Here is a 16,690-nt window from a genome sequence, read left to right as displayed (position 1 = left end):
CACGCATTTTCGCACACCAAAATCCGCCTGCAAAAGCGTCTTGGTCAGAACTCTTCTATTGATGCACAGCTGCTTCAGGCGCGATAAAGCTCTGCCTTCACGCCATGTCGCGTGAGCTTGTCATAGAACGTCTTACGCGGGAGTTTGAGCCCCTTGGCGGCCTCGGTGGCGTTGCCGCTGTGGCGCTGAAGCGCGGCGATCAGGAGACTGCGTTCGACCTGCGCAAGTTGCTCGGCGAGGCCAAGCTCCTCTTGCGACTCCCCTTCCGTAAGCCCCATGGCAAAGCGCATCGCCGCATTCATGAGCGAGCGCGCGTTTCCCGGCCAATCCTGTGAAATCAATCGCGCGATGACGTCCGGCGTGATTTCCGGCACGGGCAGGTCGCTTTGTTCGCAGGCAATATCGACGTAGTGGCGAAAGAGAACCGGAATATCCTCACGCCGTTCGCGCAGCGGCGGGATGCGGATCACGGCGGCCTCGAGCCTGTAGAAAAGGTCCGGCGAGAAGTGTCCTTCTGCTGCCTCCTGTCCGAGATCGGCATAAGTGCCCGCAATCAGGCGCGGGCGGTCATGGCCTTCCAAAAGCTCCAGCAGAGCGAATTGCGCAGGACTGGACAGCTGGGCGATCTCGTCAATAAAAACAGACCCGCCCTGCGCGCGCTCGAACGCCTGTGCAAGACTCTCGGGCGTGAGGGCAGAAGCCGAAAATTTAAAGAACGGCGCCATGGAACCCGCCGACAGAAGATGCACGACCTCCGCCATTTTCGCAGTGCCAACTCCCGGTTCGCCCGTGACCAACACATCGGAACCGGACCGCGCCACCGTGCGGGCAGCCTCTCGCATTTTGCGCGAAATCTCGGAGGTGCCGCGGAGCAGACGTGCTGCGGCATCGCCCTGTTCAACCTGACGTTTGAGACGACGGTTTTCCAAGACAAGCGCACGGGTCTTGAGCGCCTTTTCGACCACGGCAATCAGATCACTCGGCGCGCAGGGCTTTTCGAGGAAATCAAACGCCCCCGACGAAATCCCGCGCACGGCCATGGGCACGTCGCCCTCTCCGGTGAGCAGGATCACAGGAAGTTCCGGATCGACGCTTTGGGCAAATTCCAAGAGGGCGAACCCGTCTTTGCCCGGCATCCGGATATCAGTCACGACCACCCCCGGAAAAGTTCGCGAAATGTGGTCCTTCGCTTCGATATAGCTGCCCGCCAGCGTCGGCGCGAGATCGGCCAGTTCAAGCGTCTGCCCGAGCGCCTCCCGCACGGAGGCATCGTCATCCACGAGGAGAACGCGCTCAATATGTGCCATCGTCTTGGACCTCCATGCGTGCCTCTGCGGGCTGTAATTCGATTGTAAACTCTGCCCCGCCCTCGGGTCGGTTGGCTCCACGGATACGTCCGCCAAAGCTCTGCACCAACCCGTAGGAAATGGACAGCCCAAGGCCCATCCCTTGCGCAGCACCGACTTCCTTCGTGGTGTAGAACGGATCGAAAATCTTTTCCGGCTCCGAAATCCCCGGCCCCGTGTCCGCCACCGTGATCCGCACCGGATCGCCCGGCTCGATGCGGATAGAGACCGTTTTCTCCTCACAGCCCTGCGTCGCATCGACGGCGTTGGACAGGAGGTTCATGACGACCTGCTGAAGCCGCACTTCACCGCCACGCACCCAAACCGGACCATTGGGCGTCCAGTCGAGCGTCACATCCCCACGCGAAATTTTGCTCTGTGTCATCTCGAGCGCGGCCTCAACCACAGCAGTGAGATCGACATTGGTGAGGCTCTCTGTGTCCTGCCGAGCGAAGGCGCGCAGGTTCTTGATGATCCGCCCCATCCGGCGGGCAAGTTCGGAAATGCGCCCGAGGTTATCGGCAGCGCGGTCGGGCTTGTCGCGATCGAGGAAGGCCTGAGCATTCTCCGCAAAAGACCGGATCGCCATCAGGGGCTGGTTCAATTCGTGGCTGATCCCCGCCGACATCTCGCCCAGCGCGGAAAGTTTACCGGCCTGCACGAGATCGGCCTGCGCGCGTTTGAGCCGCGCTTCCGCCTCCTCACGTTCCGCCACCTCTCGCAACAGTTCGCGGTTCGCAATCTCGAGGGCCTCGGTCCGCGCCGCAACACGGGCTTCAAGGCGGGTGTTCGCTTCTGCGAGGGTGCGACGCCGTTCCATCGCGAAAAAGAGCGAGGCCGCAAACACGAGCGCGAGCGCCGCCGCCATCCCGCCCTGCAATCCCGCGAGGGCCATCACAGGGCGAAGATCCATCAACATTTCGGCCTCGAGATCGAGCACAGGCAGAGGCTTGGTCAGATGAAGCGCGGGCGACGGGACATAAGGCCCGAGAGCATGCGTCCAAATCTCCTGCCCCGCGATCTGATATGTTGCGGAGACAGGGATCGGCCCCGCCGAGCCGCCCTTGAGCACGAGTTCAGATCGGTTGGCGACGAAGACCACGCCATACTCGTCGGTGAAGTAGACGGCTGCGGCCTCTGCGGGCCAGCCCCATTCGAGAAGGTCGATATCGACGGTCACGACCACGGCGGCGAGCGGCGGGCCGCCATCGAACACAGGCGCAGCAAACGCATAGCGTCTGCGCCCCTCCCGATCCACGAAATGCGCGATCCCGAGCGCCCCGCCCAGCGCACGGTTGAGCGCGGCTTGGGTGCCTTTGGCGATCTGATCCTCTCCGGCACCAGAGAGCAACTCCCCGTCCCGCCCGACAACAAGCATCGACCGAGCACCGGTTTTATCGACAAAACCCTGCAAAAGATCATCGGTCGCCAGTTCATCCCCGCGCCCCTCGGCGCGTTCCAAGACGGCGGGGTGATCTGAAATAAAGACCGCAAGTTCGCGGTAACGCTGCAATCCCGACGTCAGACGGTCCGCAGAAAGTGTGAGATCGGAAGAGCCCCGCTCCGCCGCCTGATCGAGTTCCGCGCGAAAAGAGAGCGCAAAGACTGAAAGGCCAAACAGCACAACCGCCAACAGACCAAGGACCACCGTCAGACTGCGTCTGCGGTAGGGGCGTGCGTCCGTTTCGGATGGAGATGTGCTGTGCGTTGTCATCACAGGGGACGTTATCAAATGCAGGCTTGCAAAGGAAAGCGCTTCCGCTCACGTTGCGCCGCATGAAGCGCATCCACCTCTCCCCGCAAGACCCCTCTTTCGTTCAGAACCCCTATCCATTTTACGACAAGGTTCGGAAAATGGGGGAAATGGTTTATTGGGAAGAGCTCGGCAAACCCGTGATTGCGGGCTATGACGGCGTGTCGATGGCGCTCCGCGACAACCGGTTTGGCCGCGAGGCGCCGGAGGGGTTTGCGCCGGATATCCCCGAGAATCTGATCCCGTTCTACGACATCGAGGCGCATTCGATGCTTGAGTTGGAGGGTGACCGTCACGCGCGGCTGCGCTCCCTCGTGCTACGGGCCTTTACCTCGCGGCGGATCCGGACGCTCGCGCCGGATATCGAAGAGATCACCAACACGCTTATCGATGCGTTTCCTGCACACGGGGAGAGTTTCGATCTGCTCCCCGCCTTCTGCCGCGAAATCCCGATCCGTGTGATCTGCCGGATGCTGGGCGTGCCGGAGGACATGTCCGAGGACCTTCTCGAATGGTCCAACGCAATGGTCGCGCTCTACACGCCCAATCGCACCCCCGCCGTTGAAGAGGCCGCAGTCAAAGCGGCCAACGAGTTTTCTGCCTTCATGCGCGACTATGTGGAGAGCCGCCGCAAATCGCCCGCAGATGATCTCATCACATCGTTGATCGCCGCAGAGGAAGAAGGCGAGCGCCTCTCTACCGATGAGTTGATCACGACCTGCATTCTGCTCCTGAACGCAGGACATGAGGCGACCGTGCATAGTCTCGGGATCGCGGTCAAAACCCTTTTGGAGCAGAACTGCGTGCCCGATGCCCTCGCGGAGGACCGGATCGACGGCGCAATCGAAGAGACCCTGCGCTTTGATCCGCCCCTGCATTTCTTTGACCGCTGGGTCTACGAGGACACCACGTTCCTCGGGGTTGATCTCAAACGCGGGGACAAGATCGGCCTCTTGCTTGGCGGTGCGAACCGTGATCCAGACGCCTTCCTGCATCCAAACACGTTCGATCCCACGCGGAAGATCAAACAGAACACCTCTTTCGGTGCGGGCATCCACTTCTGCGTGGGCGCACCGCTTGCGCGGATGGAGATGCGGATCGCCCTGCCCCTGCTGTTTGAACGCTGCCCCAACTTGCGCCTGACAGAGACGCCGACCTACGCCAACACATGGCACTTCCACGGCCTCTCGAAGCTACTGGTCGAGACCTGATCGACACACCAAACCCCACAAAAGAAAACGCACCGGAGGTCCATTCCGGTGCGTTTCTGTTTTAAACCCCTCCGATCATGGTCCGCGACCGGAGAGGTGCCTGATTTTCAGTCCGACTTAGCGGTAGGAGAACATGTACATGCCAACCAGCTCGGCGTTTTTCGGCGTGGAGTATTCGAAGCCGTAGTATTCACCGTATTTCGGGCGCAGCACGTCGGTGGCGTATTTGCCGACTTCTGCAATCCATGCGGAGAGGTAGGCGGTGTGGGCGTTCAGCTCTTCCGGAGCTTCGATCCCTGCACCCCACGGCACGTTGCCGAGAGCTTGACCAACAGCAGCTTCGAGATCGTCGAGGAAGGTCTGGTAGAACTCGACATCCGCACGGGAGCCGACGTTGCCGTGACCACCGGAGAGGTAATCCCATTCCAGATCACCGATGTGGTCGATCATGTCGGAGTAACCCATGTAGCCTTCGGCACCTGCGAAGGACCAGAACGGCGGCTGATCAGGGTTGATCACGTCCGGCACGTGCACCACACCGGTGCCTTCGAGGACATACATAGCGTGGTCATGTGCGTGGGCGGTCTCGGCGAAAGGCACGACGCGCACGGTCAGGTCTTCGAACGCGAAGCTGTTGACGGCCGGATCGATGATTTCAGTCGGGCGCGGAATGTTGGAGCCGGTTGCATCCATGACTTCAACGGTGGCCTCCGTGGCGATGACGCGAGCGTCGGGGAAGCTTTCGAGCAACTTGCTGGCGTCTGCGATGTGGTCGGCGTGGTCGTGGGAGTAGAGGATTGCGGTGATCGGCAGGTCGGTGACTTCTGCGACAGCGGCTTTGATCGTGTCAGCGCGGCCTTCGAGCGCGTCGATCATCAGAACGCCTTCGTCACCGACGTAGAAGATCGTGCCGTAGAACTGGCGCTGGTAGAAATACACGCGGTCCGTCAGCTTTTGCAGGATGTAGTCTTGGGAGACGTTCTTGGTGAAGAGGTTTTCGATTTTCTCGCCCGGAGCCAGAGCTTCGGTTGCGGATTCGGCAACATAGGTGGCGTTTACGGTCGAGGGAGCTTCCTTAACGCCCTGTGCGAGAGCGGGAACTGCGAGAGCGGCGCTGAGAGCCAGAGCCGAGGTGAGAGCTTTGATACGAAACATTGGCGCGTGTCCTTGTCTAATTGGTGCAAGTTCGTGTGTTAGGCGGAAGGCTTGGTCCGTTTGCCTCCGTTGAGAGTGATTTAGAACACACCAACTATCCAAGAAATGGTTACATTGAGGAATGACTTGGCCCAATTTGTTCTCAATAAACTCATAGCCTTCACCGACCTTCCTGACACTGCCAGCGGGCTCGGAAGAGAGACCGGTTTTCTCGTCTTCCCTTGATCGCCCGCACGCTGTATCACCTCCGCATGGTTACAGTTCTCGACAAAATCAAAGCTTATAAGCTTGAAGAAGTGGCTGCGGCGAAAGCGGCGGTTTCGCTTTCCGCCCTTGAAGACGAAGCCAAGGCCCAGAGCGCCACGCGCGGGTTTGCCTCGGCTTTGCAGTCCGCTGCGCAAACCGGCTACGGCCTCATTGCGGAGATTAAAAAGGCCTCCCCGTCCAAAGGGTTGATCCGGCCTGATTTCAATCCGCCCGCAATCGCCCGCGCCTATGAGGCCGGTGGCGCGACCTGTCTGTCGGTTCTAACCGATACGCCGTCGTTCCAAGGCGCGCCGGAGTTCCTGAAACAGGCCCGCGCTGAGGTGTCCCTGCCTGTTCTGCGCAAGGACTTTATGTATGACACCTATCAGGTGACCGAAGCCCGCGCTTGGGGTGCGGACGCGATCCTGATCATCATGGCCTCTGTCGAAGATGCCCAAGCTGCCGAGCTCGAGGCCGCAGCAACCGAGTGGGGCATGGATGTCCTCATCGAGGTGCACGACGAAGAGGAACTGGAACGCGCGCTTCTGTTGAAATCGCCGCTTCTCGGCGTCAACAACCGGAACCTCAAGACGTTTGAGACCTCACTGGACAACACCCGCAGGCTCTCCAAACTCGCGCCTTCTGACCGCACCCTCGTCTGCGAAAGCGGGCTGTTCACGCCGGAAGACCTCGCGGATATGGCCGATTATGGCGCGCGTTGCTTCCTGATCGGCGAGAGCCTCATGCGTCAGGACGATGTCGAGGCCGCGACCAAAGCTCTCCTCGCCAATCCGGTGCCCGCGTAATGGCGGATCTCACCCACTTTGACGAGGGCGGCAACGCGCACATGGTTGACGTGTCGGAGAAGTCCGTCACCGACCGCCTCGCGGTAGCCGAAAGCGCGATCAAGATGACGCCAGAGACGCTTGCCCTCATCACCGAGGGGACGGCGAAGAAAGGCGACGTGCTTGGCGTGGCCCGTCTCGCGGGGATCATGGGGGCGAAAAAGACCTCTGATCTCATCCCTCTGTGCCATCCGCTGCCGATCACCAAAGTGACGCTCGATCTCACACCCGATGCGTCGCTCCCCGGCGTGCGAATTCGTGCCACCGTGAAGACCTCCGGCAAAACCGGCGTCGAGATGGAGGCGCTTACCGCCGCTTCCGTTGCTGCACTCACCGTCTATGACATGCTCAAAGCCGCAGAAAAGGGCATGGAGATTGTTCACACCCGCCTCCTCCGTAAAGAAGGCGGCAAATCCGGACTATACGAGGCTGACTGATGATTTCCGTAAATGACGCGCTTTCGCACCTCTTCGCCCTGTGCCAGCCCGTCGGACGTGAAACAGTTGCCCTGCGTGAGGCGAACGGGCGCGTTCTGGCCGCCGATGTAATCGCCCGCCGCGAACAGCCCCCCTTCTCCGCCTCGGCGATGGATGGCTACGGGGTCCGCGATCAGGACACCGAAAAGGGCGCGCAGTTTACAGTCATCGGAGAATCCGCGGCCGGTCACGGCTATTCTGGCACGATTTCCAAGGGCGAAGCCGTCCGCATTTTCACCGGCGCCCCGATCCCTATGGGGGTCGACCGTGTAATCATCCAAGAAGACATCGCCCGCGACGGCGACGTCATCACCCTCACCGCCCCCGTCTCCGAGAACCGCAACATCCGTCCCTCCGGTGGTGATTTCAAAATCGGCGATACAATCACCGCCCCGCGCCGCCTCTCGCCGCGCGATCTGGCGCTGATTGCATCTATGAACGCGCCCGAGGTGACCGTCTCCCATCGCCCCGATGTGGTGCTGATTGCGACGGGGGACGAACTCGTCATGCCCGGCGACACGCCCGGCCCGGATCAGATCATCTCGTCCAACTCTTTCGGCCTCGCCGCCTTGATCGAAGACGCGGGCGGCATCGCGCGTATGCTGCCGATTGCGCCCGACAGCGAAGACATTTTGCGCCAAACCTTTGAAATGGCTCAAGGCGCCGATCTGATCGTGACCATTGGCGGGGCCTCTGTCGGGGACCACGACCTCGTCGGCAAGGTGGCCGCAGAGATGGGTCTCGACCGCGCGTTCTACAAAGTCGCGATGCGCCCCGGAAAGCCGCTCATGGCCGGACGGATGGGCGAGTCGGTGATGCTTGGACTGCCGGGCAATCCTGTTTCCGCAATGGTCACGGCGCAGCTCTTCCTCATCCCAATGCTCAAGGCGATGCAGGGCCTTCCGGCCGAGGCCGCGCCGCGCGAACAGGTGACGCTGCTCGAAGACATCTCCTCCAACGGTCCACGCGAACACTACATGCGCGCAACTGTGACGACCGAAGGCGTCGCGCCGTTTTCGCGTCAGGACAGTTCGCTCCTGTCGATCCTCTCGGACGCCAACGCCCTCCTCGTGCGCCCGCCGCATGATCCCGCACGTTCCGCTGGCGACACGGTCGAGATCATTCGCCTCTGAGGCGCGGGCAGCTTAACCCGAATTTAACCACGTTCCCGCACGCTCCCCTCCAAATCGGCCCGAAAGCGGCAAAAGGAGAGGGATGTTGACACAATACGAGAACAGTGGCAGAACATTATCAGAACATATTGCGAAATCTGTCCCGACGACGGAGTTAATCGGCGGCCCGGTCCGCTTTGGCGCGCAGGAGCGACTCGATGATCCGCACCATCGCACAGAGATCGGAGCGGGATCGACGATCCGTCTGGCGGGTGCCATTGCGCCCGTGCCCGTCCTTTGGGTGCGTCGTGACGAGGTTTCGCCAAAGATCATTGACCGGCCCGCGCGTCAAAGGACCGAGGAGAGGAACGAGCATATGCTGACGAAGAAACAGCTTCAGCTGCTGGAATTCATCAACACCCGCATGCAAAAAGACGGCGTGCCGCCCTCTTTCGACGAAATGAAAGAGGCACTGGACCTGCGCTCCAAATCCGGCATCCATCGCCTGATCACCGCCTTGGAAGAGCGCGGCTTCATCCGTCGCCTTGCCCACCGTGCCCGGGCCATCGAGATTGTGAAACTGCCGGAATCTCTCGGCGGCGCGCCGTCTGCGCCGGTGTCTCAGGGCGGCTTCACCCCGCGCGTGATCGACGGGGACCGCCCGTCCTCGCCGCCGCCGTCGAATGCGTTTGATGTCGAGGTCGCAACCGCGATCAACCTCCCGATCATGGGCAAGATCGCCGCCGGTGTGCCGATTGAGGCCGTGTCCGATGGCGCCGTCAATGTGGCCGTTCCCGGCTCTATGCTCTCGGGTCAGGGAAATCACTACGCGCTTGAGGTCAAAGGCGAATCCATGGTCGAGGCGGGTATCAACCACGGCGATATCGTGGTGATCCGCGAGACGAGCCAAGCCAAAGACGGCGATATCGTCGTCGCTATGGTCGAAGGCTACGAAACCACGCTCAAACGCTACAAACGCATGGGCGACCGCATCGCGCTTGAGGCGGCGAACCCTGCGTTCGAGACCCGCATCCTGCCTGCGGATCGCGTCGAGGTTCAGGGCCGCCTTGTTGGCCTGATCCGGAGCTACTGAGCCACCAACGAAATTCTGACAATGCGCCCGCCGGTTTCTGGCGGGCGTTTATTTTTGCAGGATCATCGCATAGCCGTTTGGAACGTCCTGCCCTGCCTCGTCGTGCGGGAAGTGTAGCCCCAGCGATCCTGCGATGAGGTCGGCCCGCACCTGCTCCGCAGACGCTCCCTTGGCGCGCCGAAGCGCGTTGGAATTCCAAAGCCGCACACCCGATGCCCCCGTTGCCGTGACCAATTCCACCGCGTCGCCTGTCCGCCAGAACGCCAAAGACCCACTTACACGCATAAACCTCTGATCCAAAAGGAGGCATGGACCCGCGTCTGGACCCTCCCACGTCTGGTTCACAATGACGACATCGGCTTCCGCGCAATCGCGAAGCACCGCGTCATGCCAGCCTCTCCCCGTCACATTTCGAACGCTCAGACCGTCGACATCGAGAGTGCTCACCTTCCGCGTCGCCGCCGTCGCCTGATCAGCAAAGTCTCCGTCGTTTTCGAGCCAGACCATTGCCGCGAAACCCGATCCTTTGGGCTTGGACAGCGCCCGCCCTTCGATGGTCATCCGTCCGACCAGCCCGCCGTCTTCAGAGACGAGCAACGCAGGACGGTCCGCCACGGCCCAGAGCCACGCGCCGCACAGAACGGGGATCGCCCCGACATACTGCGCCCTTCCCCGCCAGAGCAGGATGAAGAGCGCCCCAATCGCAATTATTGGCAACACGAGCGAGGGCGGTGTTTGGATATATCGCACCGCCCCATCCCAACCGGACACCGTCTCGGCGACCCAGAGAATCCAACGGATGCCCCAACCCATCATCGTGAGCGCGACGCCTTGCAGCCCCAGAGGTGTCAACACGACCGCGAGGATCGCGGCGGGCATGACCAAGAGGCCCATGAGCGGCACGGAGACAACGTTTGCGATCAGGCCATACTCGGCGATCCGGTTGAAATGTGCGGCGGCGACGGGGGCTGTCGCCAGCCCCGCAACCGCCGAGGACAGAACAACGGTGGCCACCGCACGGGCGGGACGCGGCCATGAGCGCATGATGTTGTGCCGCCGGACGAGAGCGAAGACGGCGACGAGCGCGGTGGTGGCTGCAAACGACATCTGAAACCCCGGCTCTGGCAGGATTTCGGGTGTGATTGCGAGGAGAAGGAGCGCCGCGAGGGCGACAGCGCGCAGGGTCAAGGCCTGCACATCGAACAGCACCGCAATGAGCATGACACAGACCATCACATAGGCCCGTTCCGTCGAGACCGCGAAGCCGGAGAGCGCGAGGTAGAAGCCGCCAGCGAGCAGAGCGCCCACGGCGGCGAATTTCTTGATCGGCCATTTGAGCGCCGCACCCGGGATCAGCGCCAACAGGAGCCGGAGCGCGAAGAAGACGGACCCTGTCAAAAGCCCCATGTGCAGACCCGAGATCGCAAGGAGGTGTGACAGGTTCGCGCCCCGCAGGTTCTCGGCGGTTTCCGCAGAGACGCCGGATCGGTCGCCTGTGAGCACCGCCGCAGCAAAAGCACCGACTTGGCCTTCCAATCGCGTCTGAAGCGTGGACGAGAGCGATTGCCGGAGTTTGTGCACCCAAAACGCGGCGCTTGCCGTCTGTTCTGAGGCGAGGAGCACGGGCGTCCGTGTATAGCCGACGGCACCGAGACGGTCGAACCACGCCATCCGCCGGAAGTCGAAGCCGCCGGGTTCAGCCGGTCCGGGCGGTGGGGAGAGGTTTGCAGTCATCGCGTAACGCTGGCCCGGCTCGGGGGTGACAAAGCTCGCAGCGTCTCCGTGGAGCGATATTCGGACCCGCGCGGGCGTGCGCTCCGGAGTGGTGTCCGAGAGCGTGACCCGATCGAGCGTCAGGCGCAGGGCCCGAGAGGCGGAGCGGTCAATCTTGATCACGCGGCCTTCGACGGGGCCGTAGTAACGAAAGCCCAAGACCGGCTCCGCGACCATATGGGTGCGCAGACTCGCGTTGAGAAACCCGAGTGTGACGGTCAGAACCGCGATCACGAGGGGACGAGCCTGGGGAGGGATCCGCATCAAAAGGATCAAACCCACGATAGAGAAGACGCAAAGCGGCGCAATCAGCCCCCGTCCCGGTTCGAGCGGCGCAGCAAAGAACAGGCCAACCCCGAGTGCAAAGAGCACGGGCAACCACAAGAACAGCCGCCCGCGTTGTGCATCCACAGTGTCGAGGGTCCTTTGCCATGTAGACGCAAGTCGGCGCACCCTTGTTTCCCTTTGTCCCATCCCGTATTCGGTGTGGGAAAAGCATCTGCAAACATGGTTACCAAAGGATTAACATCCCCATGTCCGAGACATCCCAAGTCGTCACACGTATCGCCCCATCCCCCACCGGAGACATGCACATCGGCACCGCCCGCACGGCGCTGTTCTCCTGGCTCTATGCACGGGGGCGCGGAGGTAAGTTCCTTCTGCGTATCGAAGACACTGACCGCGCACGCTCGACGCCGGAGGCAACGCAGGGCATTCTCGACGGCATGCACTGGCTGGGCCTCGACTATGATGGCGATGTGGTGAGCCAGTTTGAGCGCGCGGACCGTCACGCGGAAGTTGCGCGTGAGATGCTCGCCGCGGGCAAGGCCTACAAATGTTTTGCGACGCAGGAAGAGATCGAAGCCTTCCGCGAACAGGCGCGCGCGAACAAGGAAAGCACGCTCTACCGGAGCCCGTGGCGCGATGCCGATCCGGCGACCCATCCGGACGCGCCCTATGTGATCCGCGTCAAAGCCCCGCGCGAAGGGGCGACCGTCGTCAAAGATCAGGTGCAAGGGGACGTGACCTTCCGTAATGATCAGCTCGATGACATGATCCTGTTACGCTCTGATGGCACACCAACCTACATGTTGGCTGTTGTTGTGGATGACCACGACATGGGTGTGACCCATGTCATTCGCGGGGATGATCACCTCGCCAATGCCGCACGCCAAATGACGATCTATGAGGCGATGGGTTGGCCCCTGCCCGTCTACGCCCACATCCCGCTGATTTTCGGACCGGACGGCAAGAAGATGTCGAAGCGCCATGGCGCAACCGGCGTGGCCGAATATCAGGCCATGGGCTATCCGGCGGCCGGCATGCGCAACTATCTCGCGCGTCTGGGTTGGAGCCACGGCGACGACGAATTCTTCTCCGACGCGCAGGCAATGGAATGGTTCGATCTGTCGGGAATCAACAAAGCCCCTGCCCGATTTGACACCAAGAAGCTTGAGAATATCTGTGGTCAGCACATGGCTGTGATGGCGGATGATGAAATCATGAGCGAAATCGACGGGTATTTGGCTGCGGCGGGTGAGCCTGCTCTGGAAGACGGTCAAAAATCACGTCTGAAAGCGACTTTGACCTATGTCAAAGGTGCATCGAAAACATACCCACAACTGATTGAAAAATCACGATTTGCACTGGTTTCCCGCCCCTTCGATATGGACGAGAAGGCACAAAAACAGGTCAACTCTGTATCCAATGGTATACTGGAAGAATTGACGCCGCACTTGCAAAGTGCTAGCTGGGAGCACGACGCTTTGGAGGAGGCCGTTGGCTGCGTCATGGCAGCGCGTGAGATCGGGTTCGGGAAAGTTGCCGCACCCTTGAGATCCGCGCTCGCCGGTCGCGCTGTCACCCCCAGTGTCCTTGATATGATGCTGGTGCTTGGCCGCGACGAAACGCTGGCCCGTCTGGCAGACTTTAAGGCAGCGTGCGAAGATAAGTGACCGAGGCGACGTTTCGAGACGGTCACGATTAGGAAATTGCCGTTCCCATCTCATGTGGGAACGGAACACGCCTGACGGTCGTGGAAGCGTTCCACATCCCGACGGCATGTTTTTAGGGTCCTGACACATACATCCGGACCCGAGCCGAACTGGCGCTTTTTTGTGAGCGCCCGCGTGACCACCAGTGTTCTGTTTCCGGCCCACGGGACAGCGACGCTGACAACCGAAGGAACGAATATGCCTGAATCTACAAAGACAGCGACCCTGACGCTCGACGGCAAATCTTACGACCTGCCCGTCTTTTCGCCGACTGCCGGCCCCGATGTGATCGACATCCGCAAACTCTACGCTCAGGCCGATGTCTTTACTTACGATCCGGGCTTTACCTCGACCGCATCCTGCGACAGCGCGATCACCTACATCGACGGTGAAGCTGGCATCCTTTTGCACCGCGGCTATACCATCGGTGAGCTTGCCGAGAAGTCCCACTTCCTCGAAGTTTGCTACCTCCTTCTTTATGAAAAACTGCCGACCGCAGCCGAAATGGAGAAATTCGAGAACCTCGTGACCCGCCACACCATGGTGCACGAGCAGATGCTCAAGTTCTTCTCCGGCTTCCGCCGCGACGCACACCCGATGGCCATCATGGTCGGTGTGGTTGGCGCTATGTCCGCCTTCTACCACGACTCCATCGACATCGCAGACGCGCACCAGCGTGAAGTGGCGACCATCCGCCTCATCGCGAAGATGCCGACGATTGCGGCTATGGCCTACAAATACACCATCGGTCAGCCGTTCGTGTATCCGCGCAACGATCTCGACTACGCGTCGAACTTCCTCAACATGTGCTTCTCTGTTCCGGCCGAGAAATACGAGGTGAACCCGATCCTGTCGCGCGCTATGGACCGTATCTTCACGCTCCACGCCGACCACGAGCAGAACGCCTCCACCTCCACGGTGCGTCTGGCGTCCTCTTCCGGCGCGAACCCGTTCGCCTGTATCGCTGCAGGTATCGCTTGTCTCTGGGGCCCGGCACACGGCGGCGCAAACCAGGCATGTCTCGAAATGCTCCGCGAAATCGGCACTGTTGACCGTATTCCGGAATTCATCGCCCGCGCGAAAGACAAGAACGATCCGTTCCGCCTCATGGGCTTCGGTCACCGCGTCTACAAAAACTTCGACCCGCGTGCGAAGGTGATGAAACAGTCCGCAGACGAAGTTCTCGAACTGCTCGGCGTTGAAAACAACCCGACCTTGCAGGTCGCCAAAGAGCTCGAAAAGCAGGCTCTGGCCGATCCGTATTTTGCAGAGAAGAAACTCTTCCCGAACGTCGACTTCTACTCCGGCATCATTCTCGAAGCCATGGGCTTCCCGACTGCGATGTTCACCCCGATCTTCGCGCTATCGCGCACCATCGGCTGGATTTCCCAGTGGAAAGAAATGATCGAAGATCCGGCAATGAAAATCGGCCGTCCGCGTCAGCTCTACACTGGCGAGAACGAGCGCAACTATGTGAACGTCGAAGATCGCGACTAAGTTCGCTCCGAAACAAGAATAGAAAACCCGCCGGAAACGGCGGGTTTTTTCGTCTCTGTGGGTGAGTGTGTGGCGTGTTCAGACGCGCAGCGCCTCAATTTGCTGCGCGAGGTCTTCGGCGTGGGCGGCGACGCGGTCCGTCAGGCCCTCTTTTTCCAATTGCACACGCAGCCCGAACACAAAACTCAGCATCCGCATCGCGAGCAAGTCTGTATCCGCATCCGGCGCAATTTCCCCGAGGTCTCGCGCACGGTCGAACACAGCTTTGAAATCCGCCTCATTGGCATCGAGGAACCCGCGCGCTTTTTGGCCAAGCTCGCCCTCACGACCGGACAGCTCCAGAAGCGTCTTGATCAGCATACAGGCCCGCCCCGGCCCCTGCACAGTCGGAGACCCGCCACCGAGATCACGCAGGAAATTCGCAAGCGACGACAGTGGGCTATCGTACCCGCCTCCATTTTCGGCCCAAAGCTTTTTGGACCGCGCGGCGTAACGATCAAGCGCGGCTTCGAACAGCGCATCTTTGGAGCCGAAGGCCGCATAAATCGAACCGGGGTTCATTTTGAGCGCGGCTTCGAGGTCCTTGAGAGACGTCGCGTGATAGCCCTTGGCCCAGAAGGTCTCCAAGGCCTGATCAAGTGCAGTCTCGCGGTCATATGATGGTGGGCGTCCCATAGGGAGTATCTAGGCGCTCCACTCGATTTGGGAAAGAAAAATCACGTGTGCTCATTTTTAAGTGATTGCTCAAATATATTATTGAGCGATCACTTAAAAACTGATTACAAGAGTCCCAATTGAAGACACAGACATCCAAAGGACACGCACATGAGCAATTTCCCAAAACTGACCAAAGACACCGCCCCCACCGAGAGCCTCCCCTTCATGGAGCGCTCGGAAAAAGCCTTCGGCCGCCTCCCCGGCCTCCACGCCGTCATGGCAGCCGCACCAGGGCTGCTAGAGGGCTATCAGGAGTTGCACCGCCTCTTCCTCGCCACGAGCTTTGATAACGACGAGAAAACCGTTGTCTGGCAGGCGATCAACGTCGAACACGCGTGCCATTACTGCGTCCCCGCGCATACGGGGATCGCGAAGTCGATGGGCGTGGACGATGCGATCTCGAACGCGCTACGCGATGAAACACCGCTGCCGACCGCGCGTCTTGAGGCGCTTCGGGACTTTACCCTCACGATGGTGCGGAGCCGTGGGAACCCGACCGAGGCAGATCTGAAGACCTTCTTTGAGGCGGGGTATTCTGAGCGTCACGTCCTAGAAGTCGTGCTCGGCGTCGCGCAGAAGGTGATGAGCAACTACACCAACCACCTCGCAAAAACGCCAGTCGATCCGATCATGCAGAAATTCGCGTGGGAAAAGGCCGCTGTTCCGGCCTAAAGCGAACCGCGAGGGGCCTTACCGCCCCTCGTATCGCGGCTTGCGCTTTTCAAGGAAGGCAAGGACCCCTTCCTTGAAATCGCGGGTCTGCCCGCAGTGGTTCTGGAGTTTCGCCTCGAGCCCGAGTTGCTGCTCTAGTGTGTTGTCGTAGGAGGCGTGCATGGCCTCTTTGATATGGCGATAGGCCACCGTCGGACCCTTTGCCAGATGGGCCGCCCTCGCGCGCCAGTGCGCCTCGAAATCTCCCTCTGGCACCGCCTCGTAGATCATGCCCCACTGAACCGCCTGCGCCGCCGTGATTTCATCGGCAAAGAGCGCAGCGCCCATGGCACGGGCAAGGCCGACAAGACGCGGCAGAACATAGGTCCCGCCCGCATCCGGAATAAGGCCGATCCGCGAGAAGGCCTGCACAAAGATCGCCGCCTCGCTCGCAATCACCACGTCGCACGACAGGGCCAAAGACGCGCCCGCTCCCGCAGCTGCGCCATTGACCGCCGCCACAGTCGGCACGGGGCAATCATGGATCGCGTAGAGCATTGGCTCGTATTCGTCACGCAACGTGCGTTCAAGGTCGGCGGTGTTGGCATTCACCCCGTCGCCGAGGTCCTGACCGGAGCAGAACGCGGAGCCTTCGCCCGTCAGAACCACCACCCGCGCCGTTTTCGACGCGTCGCGCACAGCGTGCGTGATCTCCGCGCGCATCTGGGTGTTCAGCGCGTTTTTGACCTCTGGACGATGGAGGGTGATCGTGGCGACGCCGTTTTCGTGGCTGACACGGATGGTATCGTAATGCATGGGGC

General features: G+C 60.8%; 15 protein-coding genes. 8 read left to right on the top strand and 7 right to left on the bottom strand.

Translation table 11 applies throughout. The features are described 5' to 3' along the window. Window positions 1–74: 74 nt before the first annotated feature. On the bottom strand, window positions 75–1,307 hold the full coding sequence (locus LA304_RS13930) for a sigma-54-dependent transcriptional regulator (RefSeq protein ID WP_224503776.1): 1,233 nt from the start codon (window positions 1,305–1,307) through the stop codon (window positions 75–77). After that, window positions 1,294–3,060: a sensor histidine kinase gene (locus LA304_RS13925; RefSeq protein WP_224503775.1), complete on the bottom strand. Its 1,767-nt coding sequence runs from the start codon at window positions 3,058–3,060 to the stop codon at window positions 1,294–1,296. The genes LA304_RS13930 and LA304_RS13925 overlap by 14 nt, the downstream gene beginning before the upstream one ends. 62 nt (window positions 3,061–3,122) lie before the next feature. On the opposite strand from LA304_RS13925, the gene LA304_RS13920 reads away from it, so the two are divergent. Beyond that, on the top strand, window positions 3,123–4,310 hold the full coding sequence (locus LA304_RS13920; protein ID WP_224503774.1) for a cytochrome P450: 1,188 nt from the start codon (window positions 3,123–3,125) through the stop codon (window positions 4,308–4,310). A gap of 117 nt (window positions 4,311–4,427) precedes the next feature. On the opposite strand, the gene LA304_RS13915 is transcribed toward LA304_RS13920, so the two are convergent. Further along, window positions 4,428–5,465 carry an MBL fold metallo-hydrolase gene (locus tag LA304_RS13915; protein WP_224503773.1) on the bottom strand — a complete coding sequence of 346 codons (1,038 nt, stop codon included), beginning with the start codon at window positions 5,463–5,465 and terminating at the stop codon, window positions 4,428–4,430. Window positions 5,466–5,716: 251 nt separating this feature from the next. Here LA304_RS13915 and trpC point away from each other — a divergent pair, with 251 nt between their 5' ends. Genes trpC through LA304_RS13900 form a run of 3 tightly spaced genes read left to right on the top strand, consistent with a single transcriptional unit; the run spans window position 5,717 to window position 8,165 of the window. After that, window positions 5,717–6,517, top strand: coding sequence for an indole-3-glycerol phosphate synthase TrpC (gene trpC, locus LA304_RS13910; RefSeq protein ID WP_224503772.1), 801 nt, complete (start codon window positions 5,717–5,719; stop codon window positions 6,515–6,517). Next, window positions 6,517–6,993, top strand: a complete 477-nt coding sequence (gene moaC, locus LA304_RS13905) for a cyclic pyranopterin monophosphate synthase MoaC (protein ID WP_224503771.1) — start codon at window positions 6,517–6,519, stop codon at window positions 6,991–6,993. The genes trpC and moaC overlap by 1 nt, the downstream gene beginning before the upstream one ends. Continuing rightward, window positions 6,993–8,165 carry a molybdopterin molybdotransferase MoeA gene (locus LA304_RS13900; protein WP_224503770.1) on the top strand — a complete coding sequence of 391 codons (1,173 nt, stop codon included), beginning with the start codon at window positions 6,993–6,995 and terminating at the stop codon, window positions 8,163–8,165. Before moaC ends, LA304_RS13900 begins: the two co-directional genes overlap by 1 nt. A 154-nt stretch (window positions 8,166–8,319) precedes the next feature. Here LA304_RS13900 and LA304_RS13895 read toward each other — a convergent pair whose 3' ends face one another. Continuing rightward, on the bottom strand, window positions 8,320–8,520 hold the full coding sequence (locus LA304_RS13895) for a hypothetical protein (protein ID WP_224503769.1): 201 nt from the start codon (window positions 8,518–8,520) through the stop codon (window positions 8,320–8,322). On the opposite strand from LA304_RS13895, the gene lexA reads away from it, so the two are divergent. Further along, on the top strand, window positions 8,521–9,237 hold the full coding sequence (gene lexA, locus LA304_RS13890) for a transcriptional repressor LexA (RefSeq protein WP_224503768.1): 717 nt from the start codon (window positions 8,521–8,523) through the stop codon (window positions 9,235–9,237). 48 nt (window positions 9,238–9,285) lie between these two features. Here the strand turns inward: lexA and LA304_RS13885 are convergent, their stop codons facing one another. Then, window positions 9,286–11,421 (bottom strand): ComEC/Rec2 family competence protein, encoded by a 2,136-nt coding sequence (locus tag LA304_RS13885; protein ID WP_224503767.1) that lies wholly within the window; start codon window positions 11,419–11,421, stop codon window positions 9,286–9,288. A gap of 122 nt (window positions 11,422–11,543) precedes the next feature. On the opposite strand from LA304_RS13885, the gene gltX reads away from it, so the two are divergent. Together gltX and gltA are read left to right on the top strand one after the other, a co-directional pair. Beyond that, window positions 11,544–12,965: a glutamate--tRNA ligase gene (gene gltX, locus LA304_RS13880; RefSeq protein ID WP_224503766.1), complete on the top strand. Its 1,422-nt coding sequence runs from the start codon at window positions 11,544–11,546 to the stop codon at window positions 12,963–12,965. A gap of 237 nt (window positions 12,966–13,202) precedes the next feature. Continuing rightward, window positions 13,203–14,501 carry a citrate synthase gene (gene gltA, locus LA304_RS13875; protein ID WP_224503765.1) on the top strand — a complete coding sequence of 433 codons (1,299 nt, stop codon included), beginning with the start codon at window positions 13,203–13,205 and terminating at the stop codon, window positions 14,499–14,501. 78 nt (window positions 14,502–14,579) lie between these two features. Here gltA and LA304_RS13870 read toward each other — a convergent pair whose 3' ends face one another. Continuing rightward, window positions 14,580–15,176, bottom strand: a complete 597-nt coding sequence (locus LA304_RS13870; RefSeq protein WP_224503764.1) for a TetR/AcrR family transcriptional regulator — start codon at window positions 15,174–15,176, stop codon at window positions 14,580–14,582. Window positions 15,177–15,326: 150 nt separating this feature from the next. On the opposite strand from LA304_RS13870, the gene LA304_RS13865 reads away from it, so the two are divergent. Further along, window positions 15,327–15,890: a carboxymuconolactone decarboxylase family protein gene (locus LA304_RS13865; RefSeq protein ID WP_224503763.1), complete on the top strand. Its 564-nt coding sequence runs from the start codon at window positions 15,327–15,329 to the stop codon at window positions 15,888–15,890. 18 nt (window positions 15,891–15,908) lie between these two features. On the opposite strand, the gene LA304_RS13860 is transcribed toward LA304_RS13865, so the two are convergent. Next, the gene (locus LA304_RS13860) at window positions 15,909–16,685 is read right to left on the bottom strand and encodes an enoyl-CoA hydratase-related protein (protein WP_224503762.1); all 777 of its coding nucleotides are present in this window, start codon (window positions 16,683–16,685) and stop codon (window positions 15,909–15,911) included. Window positions 16,686–16,690 lie beyond the last annotated feature (5 nt).

The organism is Celeribacter litoreus (assembly GCF_020165855.1).
Classification (GTDB): domain Bacteria; phylum Pseudomonadota; class Alphaproteobacteria; order Rhodobacterales; family Rhodobacteraceae; genus Celeribacter; species Celeribacter litoreus.
Note: the sequence above shows the minus strand (reverse complement) of the source record. Positions and strands in the feature narration are given on the sequence as shown.

Excerpts from the sequence above, each read along its gene's own strand:
- LA304_RS13895 (WP_224503769.1), bottom strand. The coding sequence starts at position 8,520 with ATGCTCGTTCCTCTCCTCGGTCCTTTGACGCGCGGGCCGGTCAATGAT.
- LA304_RS13900 (WP_224503770.1), top strand. The coding sequence starts at position 6,993 with ATGATTTCCGTAAATGACGCGCTTTCGCACCTCTTCGCCCTGTGCCAG.
- LA304_RS13920 (WP_224503774.1), top strand. The coding sequence starts at position 3,123 with ATGAAGCGCATCCACCTCTCCCCGCAAGACCCCTCTTTCGTTCAGAAC.
- LA304_RS13865 (WP_224503763.1), top strand. The coding sequence starts at position 15,327 with ATGAGCAATTTCCCAAAACTGACCAAAGACACCGCCCCCACCGAGAGC.
- LA304_RS13870 (WP_224503764.1), bottom strand. The coding sequence starts at position 15,176 with ATGGGACGCCCACCATCATATGACCGCGAGACTGCACTTGATCAGGCC.
- LA304_RS13860 (WP_224503762.1), bottom strand. The coding sequence starts at position 16,685 with ATGCATTACGATACCATCCGTGTCAGCCACGAAAACGGCGTCGCCACG.
- LA304_RS13925 (WP_224503775.1), bottom strand. The coding sequence starts at position 3,060 with ATGACAACGCACAGCACATCTCCATCCGAAACGGACGCACGCCCCTAC.
- trpC (WP_224503772.1), top strand. The coding sequence starts at position 5,717 with ATGGTTACAGTTCTCGACAAAATCAAAGCTTATAAGCTTGAAGAAGTG.
- LA304_RS13930 (WP_224503776.1), bottom strand. The coding sequence starts at position 1,307 with ATGGCACATATTGAGCGCGTTCTCCTCGTGGATGACGATGCCTCCGTG.
- LA304_RS13915 (WP_224503773.1), bottom strand. The coding sequence starts at position 5,465 with ATGTTTCGTATCAAAGCTCTCACCTCGGCTCTGGCTCTCAGCGCCGCT.
- gltX (WP_224503766.1), top strand. The coding sequence starts at position 11,544 with ATGTCCGAGACATCCCAAGTCGTCACACGTATCGCCCCATCCCCCACC.
- lexA (WP_224503768.1), top strand. The coding sequence starts at position 8,521 with ATGCTGACGAAGAAACAGCTTCAGCTGCTGGAATTCATCAACACCCGC.
- gltA (WP_224503765.1), top strand. The coding sequence starts at position 13,203 with ATGCCTGAATCTACAAAGACAGCGACCCTGACGCTCGACGGCAAATCT.
- moaC (WP_224503771.1), top strand. The coding sequence starts at position 6,517 with ATGGCGGATCTCACCCACTTTGACGAGGGCGGCAACGCGCACATGGTT.